Below are 17,241 nucleotides of genomic sequence, written 5' to 3'. Positions count from 1 at the left end.
TCTCACAAAAACAGGTGGTCAGTCGTTGAGCAAGCGCCCGTGGCGCAGCGCTTCGCGCCCCGCCACCTTGGCCAGCCAGAAACCCGCTTGGGCATAACGTAGCCGTTCAACGGCAAACAACACCCCGGACGTCCCCGCGCAAACAATGCTGACGCGGTCGGTCAGAGGGTCAATCACTTCAAAAATCTCATCGCCCGCTTCTACCCGGTCACCGGCTTTACGCAGGTAACTGATCACCCCGGCATGGGGCGCAAACAGCAACTCGGTGCCTTCGAAGGGCAAGCCTTCGCACGCGTCGTATTGCGGCGCCGGCCATTGGCCGGTGATCAAGCCTTGCTCGGCGAGGAACGCGAGGATGCCTTCGGCGTGGAAAATCGCTTCATCACGGCCGGTGTCGGCCTGGCCACCCAATTCCAGGGTAGTCGCCAGGCACGCCAGCGGAACCTGTGCTTCGGGGAACGCCTGTGACAGACGCAACCACGGCAGCGAGCAGGCTTCATCAAACGAACTGCCGCCGGAGTCTTCCGCCAGCAGGCCGACTTTCACACCCAGGTGCGCCGACAACGAGCGCCACTGCGGCCAGTGCTGGGGCAACGCATACATGTGCAACGCGGCTTCGGCGTCGCAATGCAGGTCCAGGACGATATCGGCGGTGCAGGCGTGGCTCAGCAAGATGCGCTGCATGCCTTGCAGCTGGCTGCTCGGCGCGGGCAATGCAGTGAGTGCGTCGGTCATCGCCTGGCGGATCATGCGCACATTCGCGTGCGGGTCATCGCCTAGCTTGCCCTTGAGCAACTCGGCAACCGGCGCGCTCAGCTCGACGAAATCACGGTTGAAATTCTTGCCGCTGCCGACTTCGAAACGCCCTTGGTGGCTGCCTTGCAGCAGTTGGCCCAAGCCCATCGGGTTGGCCACCGGCACCAGCTCGATCACCCCGTTGAGGGCGCCTTGCTGTTCCAGTTCGGTGAGGCGCTTTTTCAGCTCCCACGCCGCGCGCATGCCCGGCAATTCGTCGGCGTGCAGGCTGGCCTGGATATAGGCCTTGCGCTCGCCACTGCCGAAGCGAAATACGCTCAGCTGACGCTCACAACCCAGGTGGCCCCAGGGCAACAGGTGATCGATACGTTCCATATCAATGCTTCCGTGGAGCCAGGTAGCTCAGCCAGCGGCGCTCGGCCAACTTGAACAGGCGCACCAGGATAAAGGTCAGGCACAGGTAGAACACGCCGGCGGTGATATAGGCTTCGAACGGCAAGTAATACTGGGCGTTCACGGTGCGTGCAGCACCGGTGATGTCGATCAAGGTGACGATGGACGCCAGACTGGTGGTCTGCAGCATCATGATCACTTCGTTGCTGTACTGCGGCAGCGCGCGGCGCAAGGCCGACGGCAGCAGGATGCGGCGGTACAGCTTGTAGCGCGACATGCCCATGGCCTTGGCCGCCTCGATCTCCCCATTCGGCGTGGCCTTGAGGCTACCGGCGATGATTTCGGCGGTGTAGGCGCTGGTGTTGATCGCAAACGCCAGGCATGCGCAGAACGTGGCGCTCGACAGCAGCGGCCACAGGAAGCTTTCGCGCACGGCTTCGAATTGCGCCAGGCCGTAGTAGATCAAAAACAGCTGCACCAGCATCGGCGTGCCGCGGATCACGTAGGTGTAGAGCCAGGCCGCACCGTTGATGACCGGCTGCTTGGACACGCGCATCAAGCCCAGCGGCAAGGCGGCGAGCAGGCCAAAGAACAGCGAGATGGCCAACAGTTTCAGGGTGGTTACCAGGCCGCCAAGGTACAGCGGCATGGCTTCCCAGATGACGTTGTAGTCGAAGATCATAGATCAGCCGCCCTTACGCCTACCGAGTAGCGCTTCTCAAGATAACGCAGGGCCAGCAACGACACGCTGGTGATCACCAGGTACATCGCCGCCACTGCGAGGAAGAAGGTAAAAGGCTCACGGGTGGCGTCTGCCGCCTGCTTGGCCTTGAACATCATGTCTTGCAGGCCCACCACCGAGATCAGCGCGGTGGCCTTGGTGAGTACCAGCCAGTTGTTGGTGAAACCAGGGATCGCCAGCCGAATCATCTGCGGCACCATCACCCGGAAAAACACCTGGAAACTGCTCATGCCATACGCAAGGCCGGCCTCGGCCTGGCCCTTGGGAATGGCCATGAAGGCGCCACGGAAGGTTTCCGAGAGGTAGGCGCCAAAGATGAAACCCAGGGTGCCGATACCGGCGGCCAAGGGGTTCAAGTCGATATAGTCGTCATAGCCGAGCATCGGCGCGACGCGGTTTAACAAGTCCTGGCCGCCGTAGAAAATCAGCAGAATCAGCACCAGGTCGGGGATCCCGCGGATCACCGTGGAGTACAAGTCACCCAGCCAAGCCAACCAGCGCACCGGCGACAGGCGTAACGCGACCCCGATCAGACCCAGAACAATGGCCAAGGCCATGGACGACAAGGCGAGCTGAAGCGTCAACCATGCGCCATCGAGGATGACAGCCCCGTAGCCGTTCAACATGATTCAGGTCCTCGAAAAGGGGGATGAAAAAATGGCGCAAACTTCAGAATCTTCTGTTGCTTGCGCCATTTAGGACAGACAGCTGCGACGAGTTACTTAGGGTCAGCGCCGTAAATATCGAAGTCGAAGTACTTGTCCTGGATTTTCTTGTATTCGCCGTTGGCACGGATCGCGGCAATCGCAGCGTTGATCTTGTCCAGCTCGGCCTTGTCGCCTTTACGCACAGCGATACCGATGCCGTCACCGAAGTACTTGGCGTCGGTGAACTGTGGGCCCACGAACGCGTAGCCTTTACCGGCCGGGGTTTTCAGGAAGCCGTCTTGCAGCAGGGTAGCGTCAGCCACGGTGCCATCGAGGCGACCGGCTTCCACGTCCAGGTAGATTTCGTTCTGCGAGCTGTAAGGCACAACCGTCACGCCTTTAGGGGCCAGGACTTCCTTGGCGAAACGATCATGGATCGAACCGCGTTGCACGCCGATTTTCTTGCCTTTGAGTTCATCCAGGCTGTCGCTGACGGTGGTGCCTTCCTTCATCACCAGCTGCGCTGGGCTCAGGTAGTAGCGGTTGGTGAAGTCCACGGACTTCTTGCGGTCTTCAGTGATGGACATGGACGACAGGATCGCATCGATCTTGCGCACTTTGAGCGCAGGGATCAGGCCGTCGAATTCCTGCTCGACCCATACGCACTTGACCTTCATCTCTGCGCACAGCGCGTTACCGATGTCGTAGTCAAAACCAACGATGCTGCCATCCGGCGCCTTCGAGGCAAACGGAGGGTAAGCCGCTTCGATACCAATTTTCAGAGGCTTTTCATCAGCGAAGGCCTGCATGGACAGCACGGACAGCGCCAGGGCGCCCAACAGCACAAGTTTCTTCATCTTGGGACTCCATCGGTATGGGGCAAAAAGCAGAATGAGCCGTGGCCCACGATGCGACTTAAGTGAAACCGAATAGCGGTGCTGCGTCCTACCCCAAATTGATACAGGAGACGACGAGCGAGTGATCGGCATTCTAACGACAGGCCGGAAGCCGATATTTCCTCAATGCGACAACAATTTACAGAAGCACCGAGAAAGCGGTTCCAGCTCATTGACAGCCTCTGAATTTTATGCAGAGACAAAAGATATTAAACCTGTTGATGCTGCAAATTGCGGGCCTATTATTCGCAAACCCTTCTAGCACGGCAAGTCTGGCGTTTAATCTTATTTCTGAGGGTGTCTAAAACGCGGGTTTTCGGGGCGCAGGCGTAGCGCATTGCCTCAGGAATGGGCGTGGGGTTACACATTTAGGCTGGACGGTAACATTCAGAAACCTCCTACGAAAGAAACCGATATTTATTGGCCTACACACTGATCGTTCCCACGCTCCGCGTGGGCATGCATCCTGTGACGCTCTGCGTCACGCCCCAAGAGCGGACGCGGAGCGTGGGAACGATCAGACTCCGGCCATGAAACACATTCCAAATGTGGGAGCTGGCTTGCCTGCGATAGCGGCCCGTCAGCTAACCCACCTGTGCCTGATACGCCCTCATCGCAGGCAAGCCAGCTCCCACGGTGATCCGGTTTCGCCAGTGCTATCGAAATCAAACCCCACAAAAAAAGCCCCACCCGGCTCACGCCGAATGGGGCTTTATCCTACCCAGCCCGCCTTACGCGACGTTCATGGTCTTGTGCGTCTCAATCAAATGCGCCACCACCCCTGGGTCGGCCAGGGTGGAGATATCCCCCAACCCGTCATACTCAGCCGTGGCAATCTTGCGCAGAATCCGGCGCATGATTTTACCCGAACGTGTTTTCGGCAAGCCCGGTGCCCACTGGATCACATCCGGCGAGGCAATCGGCCCGATCTCTTTGCGCACCCAGTTTTTCAGCTCCAGACGCAGCGCTTCGTTCGGCTCTTCGCCATTCTTGAGCGTGACATACACATAGATACCCTGCCCCTTGATGTCATGGGGCACACCCACCACCGCCGCTTCGGCGACTTTAGGATGCGCAACCATCGCGCTTTCAATCTCGGCGGTGCCCATGCGGTGGCCGGACACGTTCAACACGTCGTCCACACGCCCAGTGATCCACCAGTAGCCGTCTTCATCACGGCGCGCGCCGTCGCCGGTGAAGTACATGCCACGGAAGGTCTTGAAGTAAGTGTCGACAAAACGGTCATGGTCGCCATACAGCGTACGCGCCTGGCCTGGCCACGAATCGAGGATCACCAGGTTGCCTTCGGCAGCGCCCTCGATGATGTTACCGAGGTTGTCCACCAGCGCCGGCACCACGCCGAAGAATGGGCGTGCCGCCGAGCCAGGCTTGAGTGCGTGGGCACCCGGCAGCGGGCTCATCAAGGTGGCGCCGGTTTCGGTCTGCCACCAGGTGTCGACGATCGGGCAACGGGATTGGCCGACATTCTTGTAGTACCAGTCCCAGGCTTCCGGGTTGATTGGCTCACCCACCGAACCGAGCAGGCGCAGGCTGCTGCCATCCACACCTTCACAGGCGGCGGTGCCCGAAGCCATCATCGCGCGGATCGCGGTCGGTGCGGTGTAGAGGATATTGACCTTGTGCTTGTCGACGATCTTGCCCACCCGCGTGATATCCGGGTAGTTCGGCACGCCTTCAAACAGCAGCGTGGTCGCGCCGTTGGCCAGCGGGCCGTAGACGATATAGGTGTGGCCGGTGACCCAGCCGACGTCGGCGGTGCACCAGTAGATTTCACCTGGGCGGTAGTCGAACACGCGTTCGTGGGTCAGGGCTGCGTACAGCAAGTAGCCGCCGGTGGTGTGCTGCACGCCTTTAGGCTTGCCGGTGGAGCCCGAGGTGTAAAGGATGAACAGCGCTTCTTCGGCGCCCATCTCTTTTGGCGCACACACAGTGCCCGCCACTTTCATCAGGTCTTCGTACCAGATGTCGCGATGCTGGTTCCACTTGATGTTGCCATTGGTGCGCTTGCACACAATGACTTTCTGGATGCTGCTGGTTTCCGGGTTGGTCAGCGCGTCGTCGACGTTGGCCTTCAGCGGAATCTTCTTACCGGCGCGGATGCCTTCGTCGGCGGTGATCACCACCTTCGACTTACAGTCGATAATGCGACCGGCCAGGGCTTCCGGTGAAAAACCGCCAAACACCACGGAGTGAATCGCACCGATGCGGGTACAGGCCAACATGGCGACCACGGCTTCGGGAATCATCGGCATATAGATAGTCACCACGTCGCCGCGGTGTACATCCTGGCCGCGCAGGGCGTTGGCGAACTTGCAGACTTCTTCATGCAGCTCGCGGTAGGTGATGGTGCGGCTTTCGGAAGGGTCATCGCCCTCCCAGATGATCGCCGCCTGATCACCACGCTCGGCGAGGTGGCGGTCCAGGCAGTTGTAGGAAACGTTGAGGGTGCCGTCGGCAAACCATTTGATGTCGACATGGTGGTCGTCGAAAGAGGTCTGCTTGACCGCGGTGAAAGGCTTGACCCAGTCAAGGCGCTTGGCTTGCTCGCGCCAGAAGCCATCGGGGTTGACCACCGACTGCTGGTACATGGCCTTGTAGGTCGCCTCGTCGGTCAGCGTGTTGGCTGCTACTTCGGGGCGAACGGGGTACAGGGAAGCCGCACTCATCTTTCTTACCTCGGTGACATAGTTGTTGTTGTATGGCCCCTGTTGTAGCCGGGGCTGCCCCATAGAACCATTCGACGATGGTAGTAACAAGCCCCTACAAAATGCCCTGCTATGCCCTTTCAGGGCTCTGGCCCACGGCCTGCGCGGCTTTGGCGCCGGATGAAAAAACCTTTACCACGGGATTGTTACAAAAACCGCCAATAGTGTTTATCAAAAGCACGGGTATATGAATAAAACCCACAGGCCTAAAATCAACTCCGCCAACAAGGCAACGTGATTAACACCGTAACAGCCCCCACCAAGGCAACGTTAATCCGAACTTCCCAATTTTAAAGTTACACACGTGGCCTCATAAGGGCCCCGTGACCCCTTTCGCCCTGAAGAAGGTAAATACAGAAATGAAAGCGTTAGTAGTTTTGGCCCTCAGCAGCTTGTGCGCCACCGCCGCCCTGGCCGACGAAGCCCCGACTGAGCTGGCCGGACAGAACCCACCGATCGTTGAAGACTACACTTACAGCACACACTTGGATGTGGCCAAAGTATTGTCCATGAGCAACATCCCGGATGTCTGCAACGTTGTACCGGTACAAATGGAATATGAAGACTCACAAGGCCAGCGTCATATTCTTAATTATCAAGTGATGGGCAATGGTTGCTCTAACGGATAATAACTTTTTCAGAAAGATATAAACCCGGATCTTGGTCGCCGCAAGAAATCGTTCTTGCGGCCAAGAACCGCCCTCTGGCCCACCGCCCACCCAATGTGGGAGCTGGCTTGCCTGCGATGGCGATCCCAGCCAAACACACCCCACACAGCCCTCCTCAATTCCCCCGCCCACAGCCCTACAAAAACTATCCCACCGCCCGTCAAAAAATTCCTACCCCAGCAAAGCCTTGCAAACACACGCTCTGGCCGAAAACCACAGCATTTTGGCCCTCAATCGTGACCATCCGCCGCAACACAAAGCCGATTTTTTCCCTATAATGCGCGGGTAAATCGGGCCTGCAATATCCCTTTACACTGGGATGAAGAGCCAGACCTGAGGCCTCCGCGCGAGCCTGCATCTGTTGCTGCGCACCTCAAGCCTCAAGCAGAACCCGTAACCCTATTCCGTTTAATTGCCTGCGCGAGCTGTTGCAACAAACGATTCCTTAAGATCCACCGCGGCCTCTGGGCCGTGTGAACACCCAACCATCCGGTTTCACACGGGCACCATTGAGCCCTCACGCAGGAGACGACACGTCATGCTGAGCTGGGACGAATTCGACAAAGAAGAAGAAGGCGAAGTAGCCGCCAAAGGCGCCAACGCCGGCCACGCCACCGAAGCCAACATGGACCGCCTCGACGGTGCCGGCGCCGCCGCCGCCATCGAAGCCCGCGCCGTCACCGCCAGTGACTCCGCCGCCATCGTGCGCGCCAAGGCCGCCCTGGACAAACTCGACGTCGCCGAAGGCCTCGCCGAACTGGAAGGCTCCGCCGCCCGCGTCGCCGTTGACGAAAAGCGCATGATCAACTGCCGCGCAGACCTCAACCAACTCGTACCCTTCAAGTACGACTGGGCCTGGCAGAAGTACCTCGACGGCTGCGCCAACCACTGGATGCCGCAAGAGGTCAACATGACCGCCGACATCGCCCTGTGGAAAAACCCCGAAGGCCTGACCGACGACGAGCGCCGCATCGTCATGCGCAACCTCGGCTTCTTCTCCACCGCCGACTCCCTGGTTGCCAACAACCTGGTGCTGGCCGTGTACCGCTTGATCACCAACCCGGAGTGCCGCCAGTACATCCTGCGCCAAGCCTTCGAAGAAGCGATCCACACCCACGCCTACCAGTACTGCATCGAATCCCTGGCCATGGATGAAGGCGAGATCTTCAACATGTACCACGAGATTCCATCGGTCGCTAAAAAAGCCGCCTGGGGCCTCAAATACACCCGTTCGATCTCCGATCCGAAGTTCGAAACCGGCACCGTCGAGACTGATAAAGAGCTGCTGCGCAATCTGGTCGCCTACTACTGCGTCCTGGAAGGCATCTTCTTCTACTGCGGCTTCACCCAGATCCTGTCCATGGGCCGCCGCAACAAAATGACCGGCGTGGCGGAACAGTTCCAGTACATCCTGCGTGACGAGTCGATGCACCTGAACTTCGGTATCGATGTGATCAACCAGATCAAAATCGAAAACCCGCATTTGTGGGATGCCGAGATGAAGGAAGAAGCGACCCAGATGATTTTGCAGGGGACGCAGCTGGAGATTGAATATGCGCGGGACACTATGCCGCGTGGGGTGTTGGGCATGAATGCGGCGATGATGGAGGATTATCTGAAGTTTATTGCTAATCGTCGGTTGTCGCAGATTGGTCTTAAAGAAGAGTACCCAGGGACGACTAACCCGTTCCCTTGGATGAGCGAGATCATGGACTTGAAGAAAGAGAAAAACTTCTTTGAAACCCGTGTGATCGAGTACCAGACCGGCGGCGCGCTGAGCTGGGATTGATAAAAATCAAAATAAAAAATCCGCATTTGCGGATTTTTTATTACCTTTAAAAACTCAGTACATATAGGTTAAAGACCGTATATTCATGACTTTTTCAATACCCGCTTCTGTCATAGCCTGCGTTAAGGCACGATGAAGTAGTGACAAACTAGGAACGTCGTAAGTTGCTTTTCCTGCCACCCGCTGGTCTCTATACCTGCGCACCATAGTACTTCTAGACACATTGAAGGGAAAAGAGTGACTCCGATTGAAGCCATGACGAAGCAAGAGTTTATTTCTTGCCCTGACGGCACGATGAACTGCCGATACCAGCCAACCGTCAAGCATTTTCAATTGTTCAATATCAGAAACCAAAGGATAGTAACTCATCAATCCTTTAAAGTAGATACGTCTGGTCCTACCATTCAAGTAGTTCAATATCTGTTGCGCTGTCAACCCTCCATAAAGGTAACGACGAATCTCAGCCATAGCACTCAACAAGGCCTTATCTCTACCATTTGCCGGTATAATTAAAGCCATTAATGGAGTTGAGTTTAGAGGTTGTAATAAATGCTTCGACAAAATATAAGCGATTTGATCCTTGATTTTTGCCACAGCACTATCTTTTATCGATACATCTCCAAGCGAGAGCGAGTAACCGAGAAAATCTATCTTATCTTTAGAAGACATCTCCGCGGGCAAGCCTTTTCTTTTTAAAAGATTTATTCCTGCCGATTTAGCTGTATTAATTTTTATATCTGCAACCCTAGAAAATTCATCAAAACACTCAAACGCCTCACAAATTTTCGCGTAGTCCTGAGACCAAACAATTGTATCGTCCGCATACCTAGCAAATTTAACACCACAGCGCTCTAATTTTTTGTCAAGAGCCCAACAAACCAGATTAGCCAGAAACAATGAAATGGAAGTACCCTGCGGAATTCCAACTTGCCCATGCGACTCCAAAAATGCTTTTATTACTTGAAGATCATCACCACTGACCATAAAGCCATTACATTCAAGTTGCGCCAATAAGTATGAATGACTGATAGATCCAAAAAAATCAGAGAAGTCAAACTCTGCAACAAAAACCCGCGACAAGGACTGCAAGTCAACGGCAATATCCTGAATAGCAAAATGCACATTTCGATCATTTCTATAAGCATATGAATAGGAACTAAATCGATGCTTATTTTTCTCAAGCAGCCCCGAATAAAACAATCGAGAAATTGCGGCATCTGGCACTTGGTAGACCGAAATACTTCGCTTTCCTCCACCAGACTTATCTACTTCATGCATGAACGGAGGATTAGGACGATAACTATTTTCACGTATTTTTTTAGCTATAGACCTTGCAATACTTGAAGCCTTTCGATGCACATAGAATGGATTGTGCAACCTACCATGAGCCCAAGCCTCAGGGGTTTTTACGACTTTCGGTGAGATATTTTTAAGGCGACTTTGCTTTCGAGAATGCTCTAAATGCAAAGTATTATGATATTGCTGATAACGGCCGATTAGTTTTTTCGCTTCTGCCTCAATGGCTTCTTTTATTCTGAACTCTAAATCCATTTTCTCCCTTCCCATAACAAAAAACCCAAGCATGTGCTTGGGTTTTCCACGGAGCCGACCTAGTAAAAATAATTATCCAACCTCTTCCACAGAGCTGTGGATGAACTCTGCGGCCATAAGGGCTAGGCCCTATCTGGCAGTTCCGTTCCCTCCCGAGGAGAGTGGCCGAACGATATCACCGAAAAATATTGGCGTCGACCCTTCGAAAGGTTAATTGAAAGAAAAAGGGGTATCCATTCCTTGCAGGTGTGTATTGACGCCTTTCGTAATAACCCCCTAACCTGTACACCGGTGCCTAAGAAACACCTCACACAGCGGACTGACCGCACCCGACAGTAGCGGCTTTTTTGTGCCTACGGTTTCCCCGCGGGCATCGAAAATCTCTGTTATGCCGGGAGTGGGCTAATACAAGACCCGAATGGGGAATATGTCCGGCCCTCTGTGTGGGGTTTCTTAACTCCCGGCACCCAGCCCTAAGAAAGCTGACATCACACAGAGGTTATGGAAATGCCTAGAGTTTTCGCCTTCCTTACGAAGGCTATCCACTGCGTAAAAACGCTCCCTCAAGCACCTCCCGTAAAGGAGGCGCGCCATGCATGATCCCTTCTGGCCTACCGTCTTCACCCGTCAAAACCTCCCTTTGCACGCCCTCCTCCTTGAAAATCAAGCGTGGTTTTGCGCCCGCGATCTTGGGCGTTTGATGGGGTGGTTCCTAGATGAGCGCACGACTCGCAAGCTCGATCAAGACCAACGAAGAACTTTAAAACTGCTGTTCCACGGTCAGCCCGAAGAAATGCTGATGATCAGTGAATCCGGTGCTTACGCGTTACTGGTCTATCACTACACACCAGGGAATCGTCTGCTACGTAGTTGGCTGACTCATGAGGTGATTCCGACATTGCGGGACGAACGTCAGCCAAGGACGGTGGAACGCCCTTTGTTGAGCATGCTGGACTGGCCGGAGATGTCGTTGAACCTGCTGCATTGGCAGAATGAAGGCTGGATACGCCTTCGAGACATGCCGCTTTTATTGGTTAACCGGACCTATAGGAGAGCACCAGCCAGAGTTCCATTGTGGAAAAAACTCACTCAACATTTCGGAATGAGCAAGAGGATTTTCTAACCCAGAGAAGGGCTAGATGCTACGGACGCAAAATTTCGTAGACGCAATAATGGCTAATCAGTATCGTCCGAGGGTACCTCACCCTCGGCGACTGTATGGATACTCAAAAAAGCAATTCCGGCTGGAGCGACCAGGAGCTTGAAGCTTCTGTCAATGCTTATCTGAAAATGCTGGCCCTCGAGAAGAGTGGAGAAACATTCAGCAAATCGGCAATCAATCGCCTATTGAGAGAGGGACCGTTAAAACTACGTAGTGCTGCGTCGATTGAGTACCGTATGCAAAACATTTCATCGGTGCTTGAACAATTAGGATTGGACAGTATCATCGGCTATAGAGCCGCTGAAAATATTGGCACAGGGGTTAGAGATCGCATAAGCGATACAATTTCGCGAATAATACGCCTGAACTCCAGTACATTTGACCTCGTACAATCTGAAAATCCAAGTAACTCCCTCCTATATCGGTATCTCACACATCACAAGCCGCAAGCGATAAAAATAACGGAAGAAGTTTTAAATTCCGTCATCATGAATAGCTCAGCATCAACCATTGAGGACGATCTTCAAGCAAAACTATCGACCACAGAGTTAGAGGAGGAAATAGTTGAGCTGCTTGAAAGAAAGGGAGACATAACAGAGCTTTCCATGGATGCCTATAAGCATCTATTATTTTTCTGTGCACCCTCTTGGGACAAGTTACAAAAGTTCCTAAATCTCGTTGCTGCAATCACCTTAATAGTCAACCTCTACAATCTCATAGAAAACCCAAGCTCTTCTAAGGACCTTCGCTTTTCAGCAAACTCATATCAACCGGAGATGAAGGAGCTTTTTTCTGGAAGTAGTGTTGTGATTGGTAGCGACGTTATAATAAGAAATAAACCAAACAAACTTTCTGAAGAGCTTGGGCGATTATCAAGAGGAACCTTAGTAGAAAATCTAGAAGGAGATACCTCTGGATGGATCCGTATTGAAACAGACATTGGAGGCAGAAAAGTGGAAGGCTGGATTTACAAAAACTTTCTAATAAAACTTTAATCCAGCATGCAAAATCCCAAACCTTATATAAATTAGTATTTTTCACCCCTTTATGAAAAAACTAGATAAAAGTATATTTAAACAATAACAAAAGAAACGTGATACGAACGAACAATCTATGATGCGGCAGACTTCGCACCGGTTGTAACAACTCCTCCATATCTACCCCGAGGAATCACACGGAAGCGACAGCATCGATTATTAGCACCGTTCTTACTCTCGACCAACGTGTGCTCCTTAAAGCTAAATGAAGCCAAAACATTTGCGAAGTCTGTGGCTCTAACGCACCTTTCGAGGTCGATGGTTTGCCATTTCTTGAAGTACATCACGTCAAGCACCTCGTCCAGAAGGGTTCGGATCGCACGACCAATGCTGTAGCCTTGTGCCCCAATTGCCATCAGCGTTGTCACCGGTCGAGTGACCGAGAGGCTTTCACTGAAGGGCTTTACTCCAAAGTCGGAAGATTGGCACGGGAGTAAACTCCAGTGGTCACACCTGATGAACGCTCAAAAAATACTAGATAGGACCGAGGCCAACCCGTGAACCCAGACATGCTCGAAGCCGGCCCCATCGACGCCAAAGTACTCTCCGTCTTTGACTTCGACGGCACCCTGACTCACCACGACAGTTTCGTGCCCTTCCTCAAATTCGCCTTTGGCCCCGGCGAGTTTTACGGCCGGATGGTGAAACTCGCCGTTCCGGGGCTGCGCTTTTTGCTGCAGCAGATCAGCCGGGATGAGTTGAAGGCGCAGTTGATCCGCACCTTTATGACGGGCGTGGAGAAGGCGTGGGTGCAGCAGCAGGCTGAGGCGTATTGCCAGCGTTATTGGACCAAGTTGATGCGTCCCAAGGGCTTGCAGTCGGTGGAAGATGAGGTGAAGTCCGGGGCGGTGGTGACGCTGTGTTCGGCGTCGCCGGCGTTGGTGTTGCAGCCGTTTGCGAATCGGCTGGGGATCAAATTGATTGGCACTGAGCTTGAGGTGGTCGACGGCGTGTTGACGGGCAAGCTCACGGGGAATAATTGCCGTTGTGAGAACAAGGTGCTGCGGCTTGAGGCGGTGTATGGGGATTTGGGCGAGTATCGGCTACGGGCCTGGGGCGATACGCGTGGGGATCGGGAGTTGTTGGCGGCGGCGCAGGATGCGCATTTTCGGCATTTTCATTCGAAGAAGAAGCGCGCCAAGTTGCAGCGGTGATGCGGGTGGGTGGGGTCGGCGGGTGGACCGAGGCGATCCTATCGCTGCCTCGCTGGGGCTCGAGAGCTCCCACAGGTTGATCGGCGTCAGGCTGGACGCACTTAGCATGGGTGCCAAGAGGTCAGCTCACACCCAATCTTCTACCCGCAATCCTGGCACGCGGTCGAACTCGCGTCGATTATTCGTGACCAAAATCAGACCCTGCGAACGGGCATGCCCGGCGATCATCTGGTCATAGGGACCTATCGGAGTACCCGCTCTAGCCAGCTCTGCGCGAAGCTGCCCAGTATGTATCGCGGCGTCTTGGTCGTATTTTAAAACCTCCAGGCGCGCAGCAAACCCTTCTACGTCGGCGAGGTTTCGCTCCGGGTTAGCTGATTTTTCAGCACCGTAAATCAACTCCATCAGGGTCACTGTACTAATACCCAGTTGGCCATGGTGCCTTTTGAAGGTTTCACGCACCTGTTGGGGTTTGTTTTTGATGGTGAAGATGCAAATGTTGGTATCTAGCATGAACTTGAGCATTAAAAAGATTCCCGCTCTTGTTCCGCTGGTTGCTCGCGATCGGTCATGAAGTCAGGCGTGACCCCCTCGCCATCAAACCAGCTGTCCCATGACTCACCGGCTGGGGTGATGATTCTGGCTCTTCCGATAGAGATAACATCTACGCGCTTTACATCGTCCGGCATGGCAGCAGCTTTTGGCAAACGTACCGCTTGGCTGCGGTTGCTTTGGAATACAGAACCTTGGTCCATGATGGCCTACCTCTAGTGATCGTTTAATATCGCAACGCTACACCACAGCCTGGATATGTCAACGGGATATACATTTCGTTACGGGTCGAACCGCTGGTCATACCCTGCATTCACGAAAACACCAAAGAGCATTTGAATTTGATAAAAAATTCACTCTTCGCGCCAAAAACGTTAATGGCTTACTGAGAGGTGATGCAGGTAGGTGGGGTCGGCAGGTTGACCGAGGCGATCCCATCGCTGCCTCGCTGGGGCTCGAGAGCTCCCACATTTGAGCTTTGTTGACGCTTAGGCCGGCGTCTTCAGGTCCACGCCCAGCGCCGTTGCAAACGCTTTCACCATCGGGCTTCTCGGCGCGTTGTGGCGCAGGATCAGGTTGAATGTCGTGCTCAGGTAAACCTGTTCCGGGCACAGTGCGCGCAGGCGCCCTTCCCTTACCAGTGGCGCTGCGTAATGTTCCGGCAGGAAGCCCAGGAAGCGGCCGGTGAGGATCAGGATGGCGACGGCTTCCACCTGTGAGGCCGAGGCAGACTGACTGTCGTAGGTGACGAAGTTGGCTTTGTCGCGGTGGATCGCGTACCGGTGGTTGACCACTTCGTATTGGCGCAGCACGTCTGGGGTGATGTCGCTCGCGTGGAACAGCGGGTGTCCTACGGCGCAGTAGGCGTGGGCTTTTTCTTCGTAGAGGGGGAAGTAGTCGAATTCTTCGCGGCGCTGGTACACCGGCACGATGCCGACGATCAGCCGCCCTTCCACCACGCCGCGTTCAACTTCGTCGAGTTGCGAGGCATGCAGGCGCAATCTAATTTTTGGCGATTCGTTGTGTAGTTTCCCCAGCGCGGTAATTAGCGGGGAATTAACGTCGGACACGGTGTTATCAATTACGCCGACACTAAGGTCACCAATCAGCTCGTTTTGCGCCGAACTAAGCTTGTCGCGAAAACTGTCCACCGAGGTAAATAGCTCGATGGATGCTTGATACACCAACTTGCCTTCTTCGGTCAGACCGAACCCTTCGCGGCCCCGCGTACACAAGCGCATGCCGATGCGAATTTCAAGGTCGGAGATCTGTTTGCTGATGGCCGCCAGGCCCACATTCAGCTCGTTTTGCGCGGCACTGAAGCCGCCGGCTTCGACCACGGCCATGAACACGCGCAGCAGTTTGAAGTCCAGCCCGCTCAGTTGCAGCGGCGGTCGTGTGCCGGGTTTTGGCGGCATGTTTCCAGAAGTGGAAAGTGGGGTTTCCATAATACGCGTTGACCTCAAGTGCCATATTCAACAGGCTTCAACCCAATCCTTGAACATAGCCAGGCGGCGATAATGAACATAAACATCCGCCCTTGGCAACCTTGAATACGGCGCGTCAGACGCTGGTTCAGTCTAGTTGAAATCTTATTTTTACTGCCTCCGACTCTTCTAAAAACAAGCGTGAGGAATACCGATGTCCCAGCCCACCGATCGCCTTTGGGGCGCTCGTTTCAAGACCGGTCCGTCTGCTGCCTTGGCGGCGTTGTCCCGCTGCCCCGAGCGCTATTTCCGCCTGACGCCCTACGACCTGGCCGGCTCCCGTGCCCATGCCCGTGAATTGCAGCGCGCCGGTTTGCTGGATGAGTCGGAAACCCTGCGCACGCTGGAAGCCCTGGACCGTATCGGTGAGGATTTCGCCGCCGGGCGCCTGCATCCAACCCTGGATGACGAGGACGTGCACACCTTTATCGAACGCGTATTGACCGAGCGCCTGGGCGCCTTGGGCGGCAAGTTGCGCGCCGGGCGTTCGCGTAACGATCAGACCGCCAATGACCTGCGCCTTTTCCTGCGCGACCATGCGCGCACCATCACCACCGAGGTGTTGGGCTTGCAGCAGGCGCTGGTGGAGCAGGCCGAGCAACACATCGAAAGCATTTGCCCAGGGTTCACCCATTTGCAGCAGGCGCAACCGATTGTGTTTGCCCATCACTTGTTGGCCCACGCCCAGTCGATGTTGCGTGATGTGCAACGGTTGGTGGATTGGGATGCGCGTACGGCGTTGTCGCCGTTGGGTGCGGCGGCGATGGCCGGTTCTGCCATTGCACGCCAGCCTGAGCATTCGGCCAAGGAGATGGGCTACACCGGGCCGTGCGAAAACTCCATTGATGCCGTGGCCAGCCGTGACCATGTGGCGGAATTCCTGTTTGTGGCGGGCATGCTCGGGGTGAATATTTCGCGGCTGTCGGAGGAGTTTTGCCTGTGGTCGTCGCGCCAGTTTCGCTGGGTGGTGCTGGACGATGCCTACGCCACCGGCAGCTCGATCATGCCGCAGAAAAAGAACCCGGACATTGCCGAACTGGCGCGGGGCAAGGCTGGGCGTTTGATTGGCAACCTGACCGGGTTGATGTCGACGCTCAAGTCGTTGCCGCTGTCGTACAACCGCGATTTGAGTGAAGACAAACACAGTGTGTTGGACAGCGTCGACACCTTGCTGCTGGTGCTGCCGGCGATGGCCGGGATGGTGGCGACCATGAAGGTGCAGGTGGAGGAGCTGCGGCGTCAGGCGCCGATGGGCTTCACCTTGGCAACTGAGGTGGCGGATTGGCTGGCCACCCGTGGCGTGCCGTTTAAAGAGGCGCATGAGATTACCGGCGCGTTGGTGCAGGCCTGTGAGCAGCAGGAGATTGAGTTGTGGGAAGCCTCGCCGGCGATGTTGGCAGAGGTGGATGCTCGGTTGCTGCCTGAGGTGCGTGAGTGCCTAACCCTGGAGGCCGCGATTGCGGCGCGCAGTGGGTGGGGTGGCACGGCGCCGGAGCGGGTGCGGGAGCAGATTGGGCGGTTGAAGCTGGCGTTGGCGGCTCAGCAAAAATGGGCTGAGAGTTACACCGGATTCCGAATCTGATCGTTCCCACGCTCTGCGTGGGAATGCCGCCCAGGACGCTCCGCGTCCCGTTGCATGGCTCCAATTCCGCGCAATGGTGACGCGGAGCGTCACGGGATG

General features: G+C 55.2%; 15 protein-coding genes and 1 pseudogene. 7 read left to right on the top strand and 9 right to left on the bottom strand.

From position 1 onward, the window contains the following. Positions 1-18: 18 nt before the first annotated feature. The 5 genes from GIW28_RS14075 to acs all read right to left on the bottom strand — a co-directional run bounded on the left by GIW28_RS14075 (position 19) and on the right by acs (position 6,121). Positions 19-1,131: a succinylglutamate desuccinylase/aspartoacylase family protein gene (locus GIW28_RS14075; RefSeq protein WP_236446673.1), complete on the bottom strand. Its 1,113-nt coding sequence runs from the start codon at positions 1,129-1,131 to the stop codon at positions 19-21. A gap of 1 nt (position 1,132) precedes the next feature. After that, positions 1,133-1,831, bottom strand: coding sequence for an ABC transporter permease (locus GIW28_RS14070; protein WP_099548200.1), 699 nt, complete (start codon positions 1,829-1,831; stop codon positions 1,133-1,135). Beyond that, positions 1,828-2,517, bottom strand: coding sequence for an ABC transporter permease (locus GIW28_RS14065; RefSeq protein ID WP_017138431.1), 690 nt, complete (start codon positions 2,515-2,517; stop codon positions 1,828-1,830). Before GIW28_RS14065 ends, GIW28_RS14070 begins: the two co-directional genes overlap by 4 nt. Positions 2,518-2,609: 92 nt before the next feature. Continuing rightward, the gene (locus GIW28_RS14060) at positions 2,610-3,395 is read right to left on the bottom strand and encodes an ABC transporter substrate-binding protein (RefSeq protein ID WP_017138432.1); all 786 of its coding nucleotides are present in this window, start codon (positions 3,393-3,395) and stop codon (positions 2,610-2,612) included. A gap of 770 nt (positions 3,396-4,165) precedes the next feature. Continuing rightward, positions 4,166-6,121: an acetate--CoA ligase gene (gene acs / locus GIW28_RS14055; protein ID WP_056861684.1), complete on the bottom strand. Its 1,956-nt coding sequence runs from the start codon at positions 6,119-6,121 to the stop codon at positions 4,166-4,168. Positions 6,122-6,519: 398 nt separating this feature from the next. On the opposite strand from acs, the gene GIW28_RS14050 reads away from it, so the two are divergent. Together GIW28_RS14050 and GIW28_RS14045 are read left to right on the top strand one after the other, a co-directional pair. Next, positions 6,520-6,789, top strand: coding sequence for a DUF2790 domain-containing protein (locus tag GIW28_RS14050; protein WP_058422476.1), 270 nt, complete (start codon positions 6,520-6,522; stop codon positions 6,787-6,789). Between the two features lie 577 nt (positions 6,790-7,366). Further along, a complete protein-coding gene (locus tag GIW28_RS14045) occupies positions 7,367-8,617 on the top strand; it encodes a ribonucleotide-diphosphate reductase subunit beta (protein ID WP_032879817.1) in 1,251 nt (416 codons plus the stop codon). 54 nt (positions 8,618-8,671) lie between these two features. Here the strand turns inward: GIW28_RS14045 and GIW28_RS14040 are convergent, their stop codons facing one another. Further along, positions 8,672-10,168, bottom strand: coding sequence for a reverse transcriptase domain-containing protein (locus GIW28_RS14040; RefSeq protein ID WP_236446382.1), 1,497 nt, complete (start codon positions 10,166-10,168; stop codon positions 8,672-8,674). A 592-nt stretch (positions 10,169-10,760) separates the two neighbouring features. Here GIW28_RS14040 and GIW28_RS14035 point away from each other — a divergent pair. The 4 genes and pseudogenes from GIW28_RS14035 (at position 10,761) to GIW28_RS14020 (ending at position 13,521) form a co-directional block, all read left to right on the top strand. Then, positions 10,761-11,291 carry a BRO-N domain-containing protein gene (locus GIW28_RS14035; RefSeq protein WP_236446380.1) on the top strand — a complete coding sequence of 177 codons (531 nt, stop codon included), beginning with the start codon at positions 10,761-10,763 and terminating at the stop codon, positions 11,289-11,291. 95 nt (positions 11,292-11,386) lie between these two features. Then, positions 11,387-12,325 carry an SH3 domain-containing protein gene (locus GIW28_RS14030; RefSeq protein WP_236446378.1) on the top strand — a complete coding sequence of 313 codons (939 nt, stop codon included), beginning with the start codon at positions 11,387-11,389 and terminating at the stop codon, positions 12,323-12,325. A gap of 260 nt (positions 12,326-12,585) precedes the next feature. Continuing rightward, positions 12,586-12,804, top strand: a pseudogene (locus tag GIW28_RS14025) (HNH endonuclease); the annotation flags it as partial. Positions 12,805-12,876: 72 nt separating this feature from the next. Beyond that, the gene (locus tag GIW28_RS14020) at positions 12,877-13,521 is read left to right on the top strand and encodes an HAD-IB family hydrolase (protein ID WP_099550488.1); all 645 of its coding nucleotides are present in this window, start codon (positions 12,877-12,879) and stop codon (positions 13,519-13,521) included. Positions 13,522-13,647: 126 nt separating this feature from the next. On the opposite strand, the gene vapC is transcribed toward GIW28_RS14020, so the two are convergent. The 3 genes from vapC to GIW28_RS14005 form a co-directional block, all read right to left on the bottom strand. Next, positions 13,648-14,046, bottom strand: coding sequence for a type II toxin-antitoxin system tRNA(fMet)-specific endonuclease VapC (gene vapC, locus GIW28_RS14015; RefSeq protein WP_017134653.1), 399 nt, complete (start codon positions 14,044-14,046; stop codon positions 13,648-13,650). Continuing rightward, positions 14,046-14,276, bottom strand: coding sequence for a type II toxin-antitoxin system VapB family antitoxin (vapB, locus tag GIW28_RS14010; protein WP_017134652.1), 231 nt, complete (start codon positions 14,274-14,276; stop codon positions 14,046-14,048). The genes vapC and vapB overlap by 1 nt, the downstream gene beginning before the upstream one ends. Before the next feature lie 285 nt (positions 14,277-14,561). Further along, positions 14,562-15,521, bottom strand: coding sequence for a LysR family transcriptional regulator (locus GIW28_RS14005; protein WP_236446376.1), 960 nt, complete (start codon positions 15,519-15,521; stop codon positions 14,562-14,564). Between the two features lie 193 nt (positions 15,522-15,714). Here GIW28_RS14005 and argH point away from each other — a divergent pair, with 193 nt between their 5' ends. Further along, positions 15,715-17,142 (top strand): argininosuccinate lyase, encoded by a 1,428-nt coding sequence (gene argH, locus GIW28_RS14000; RefSeq protein WP_236446374.1) that lies wholly within the window; start codon positions 15,715-15,717, stop codon positions 17,140-17,142. Positions 17,143-17,241: the final 99 nt, after the last annotated feature.

This window comes from Pseudomonas sp. PA-5-4B (assembly GCF_021606215.1).
Lineage (GTDB): Bacteria > Pseudomonadota > Gammaproteobacteria > Pseudomonadales > Pseudomonadaceae > Aquipseudomonas > Aquipseudomonas edaphica.
Note: the sequence above shows the minus strand (reverse complement) of the source record. Positions and strands in the feature narration are given on the sequence as shown.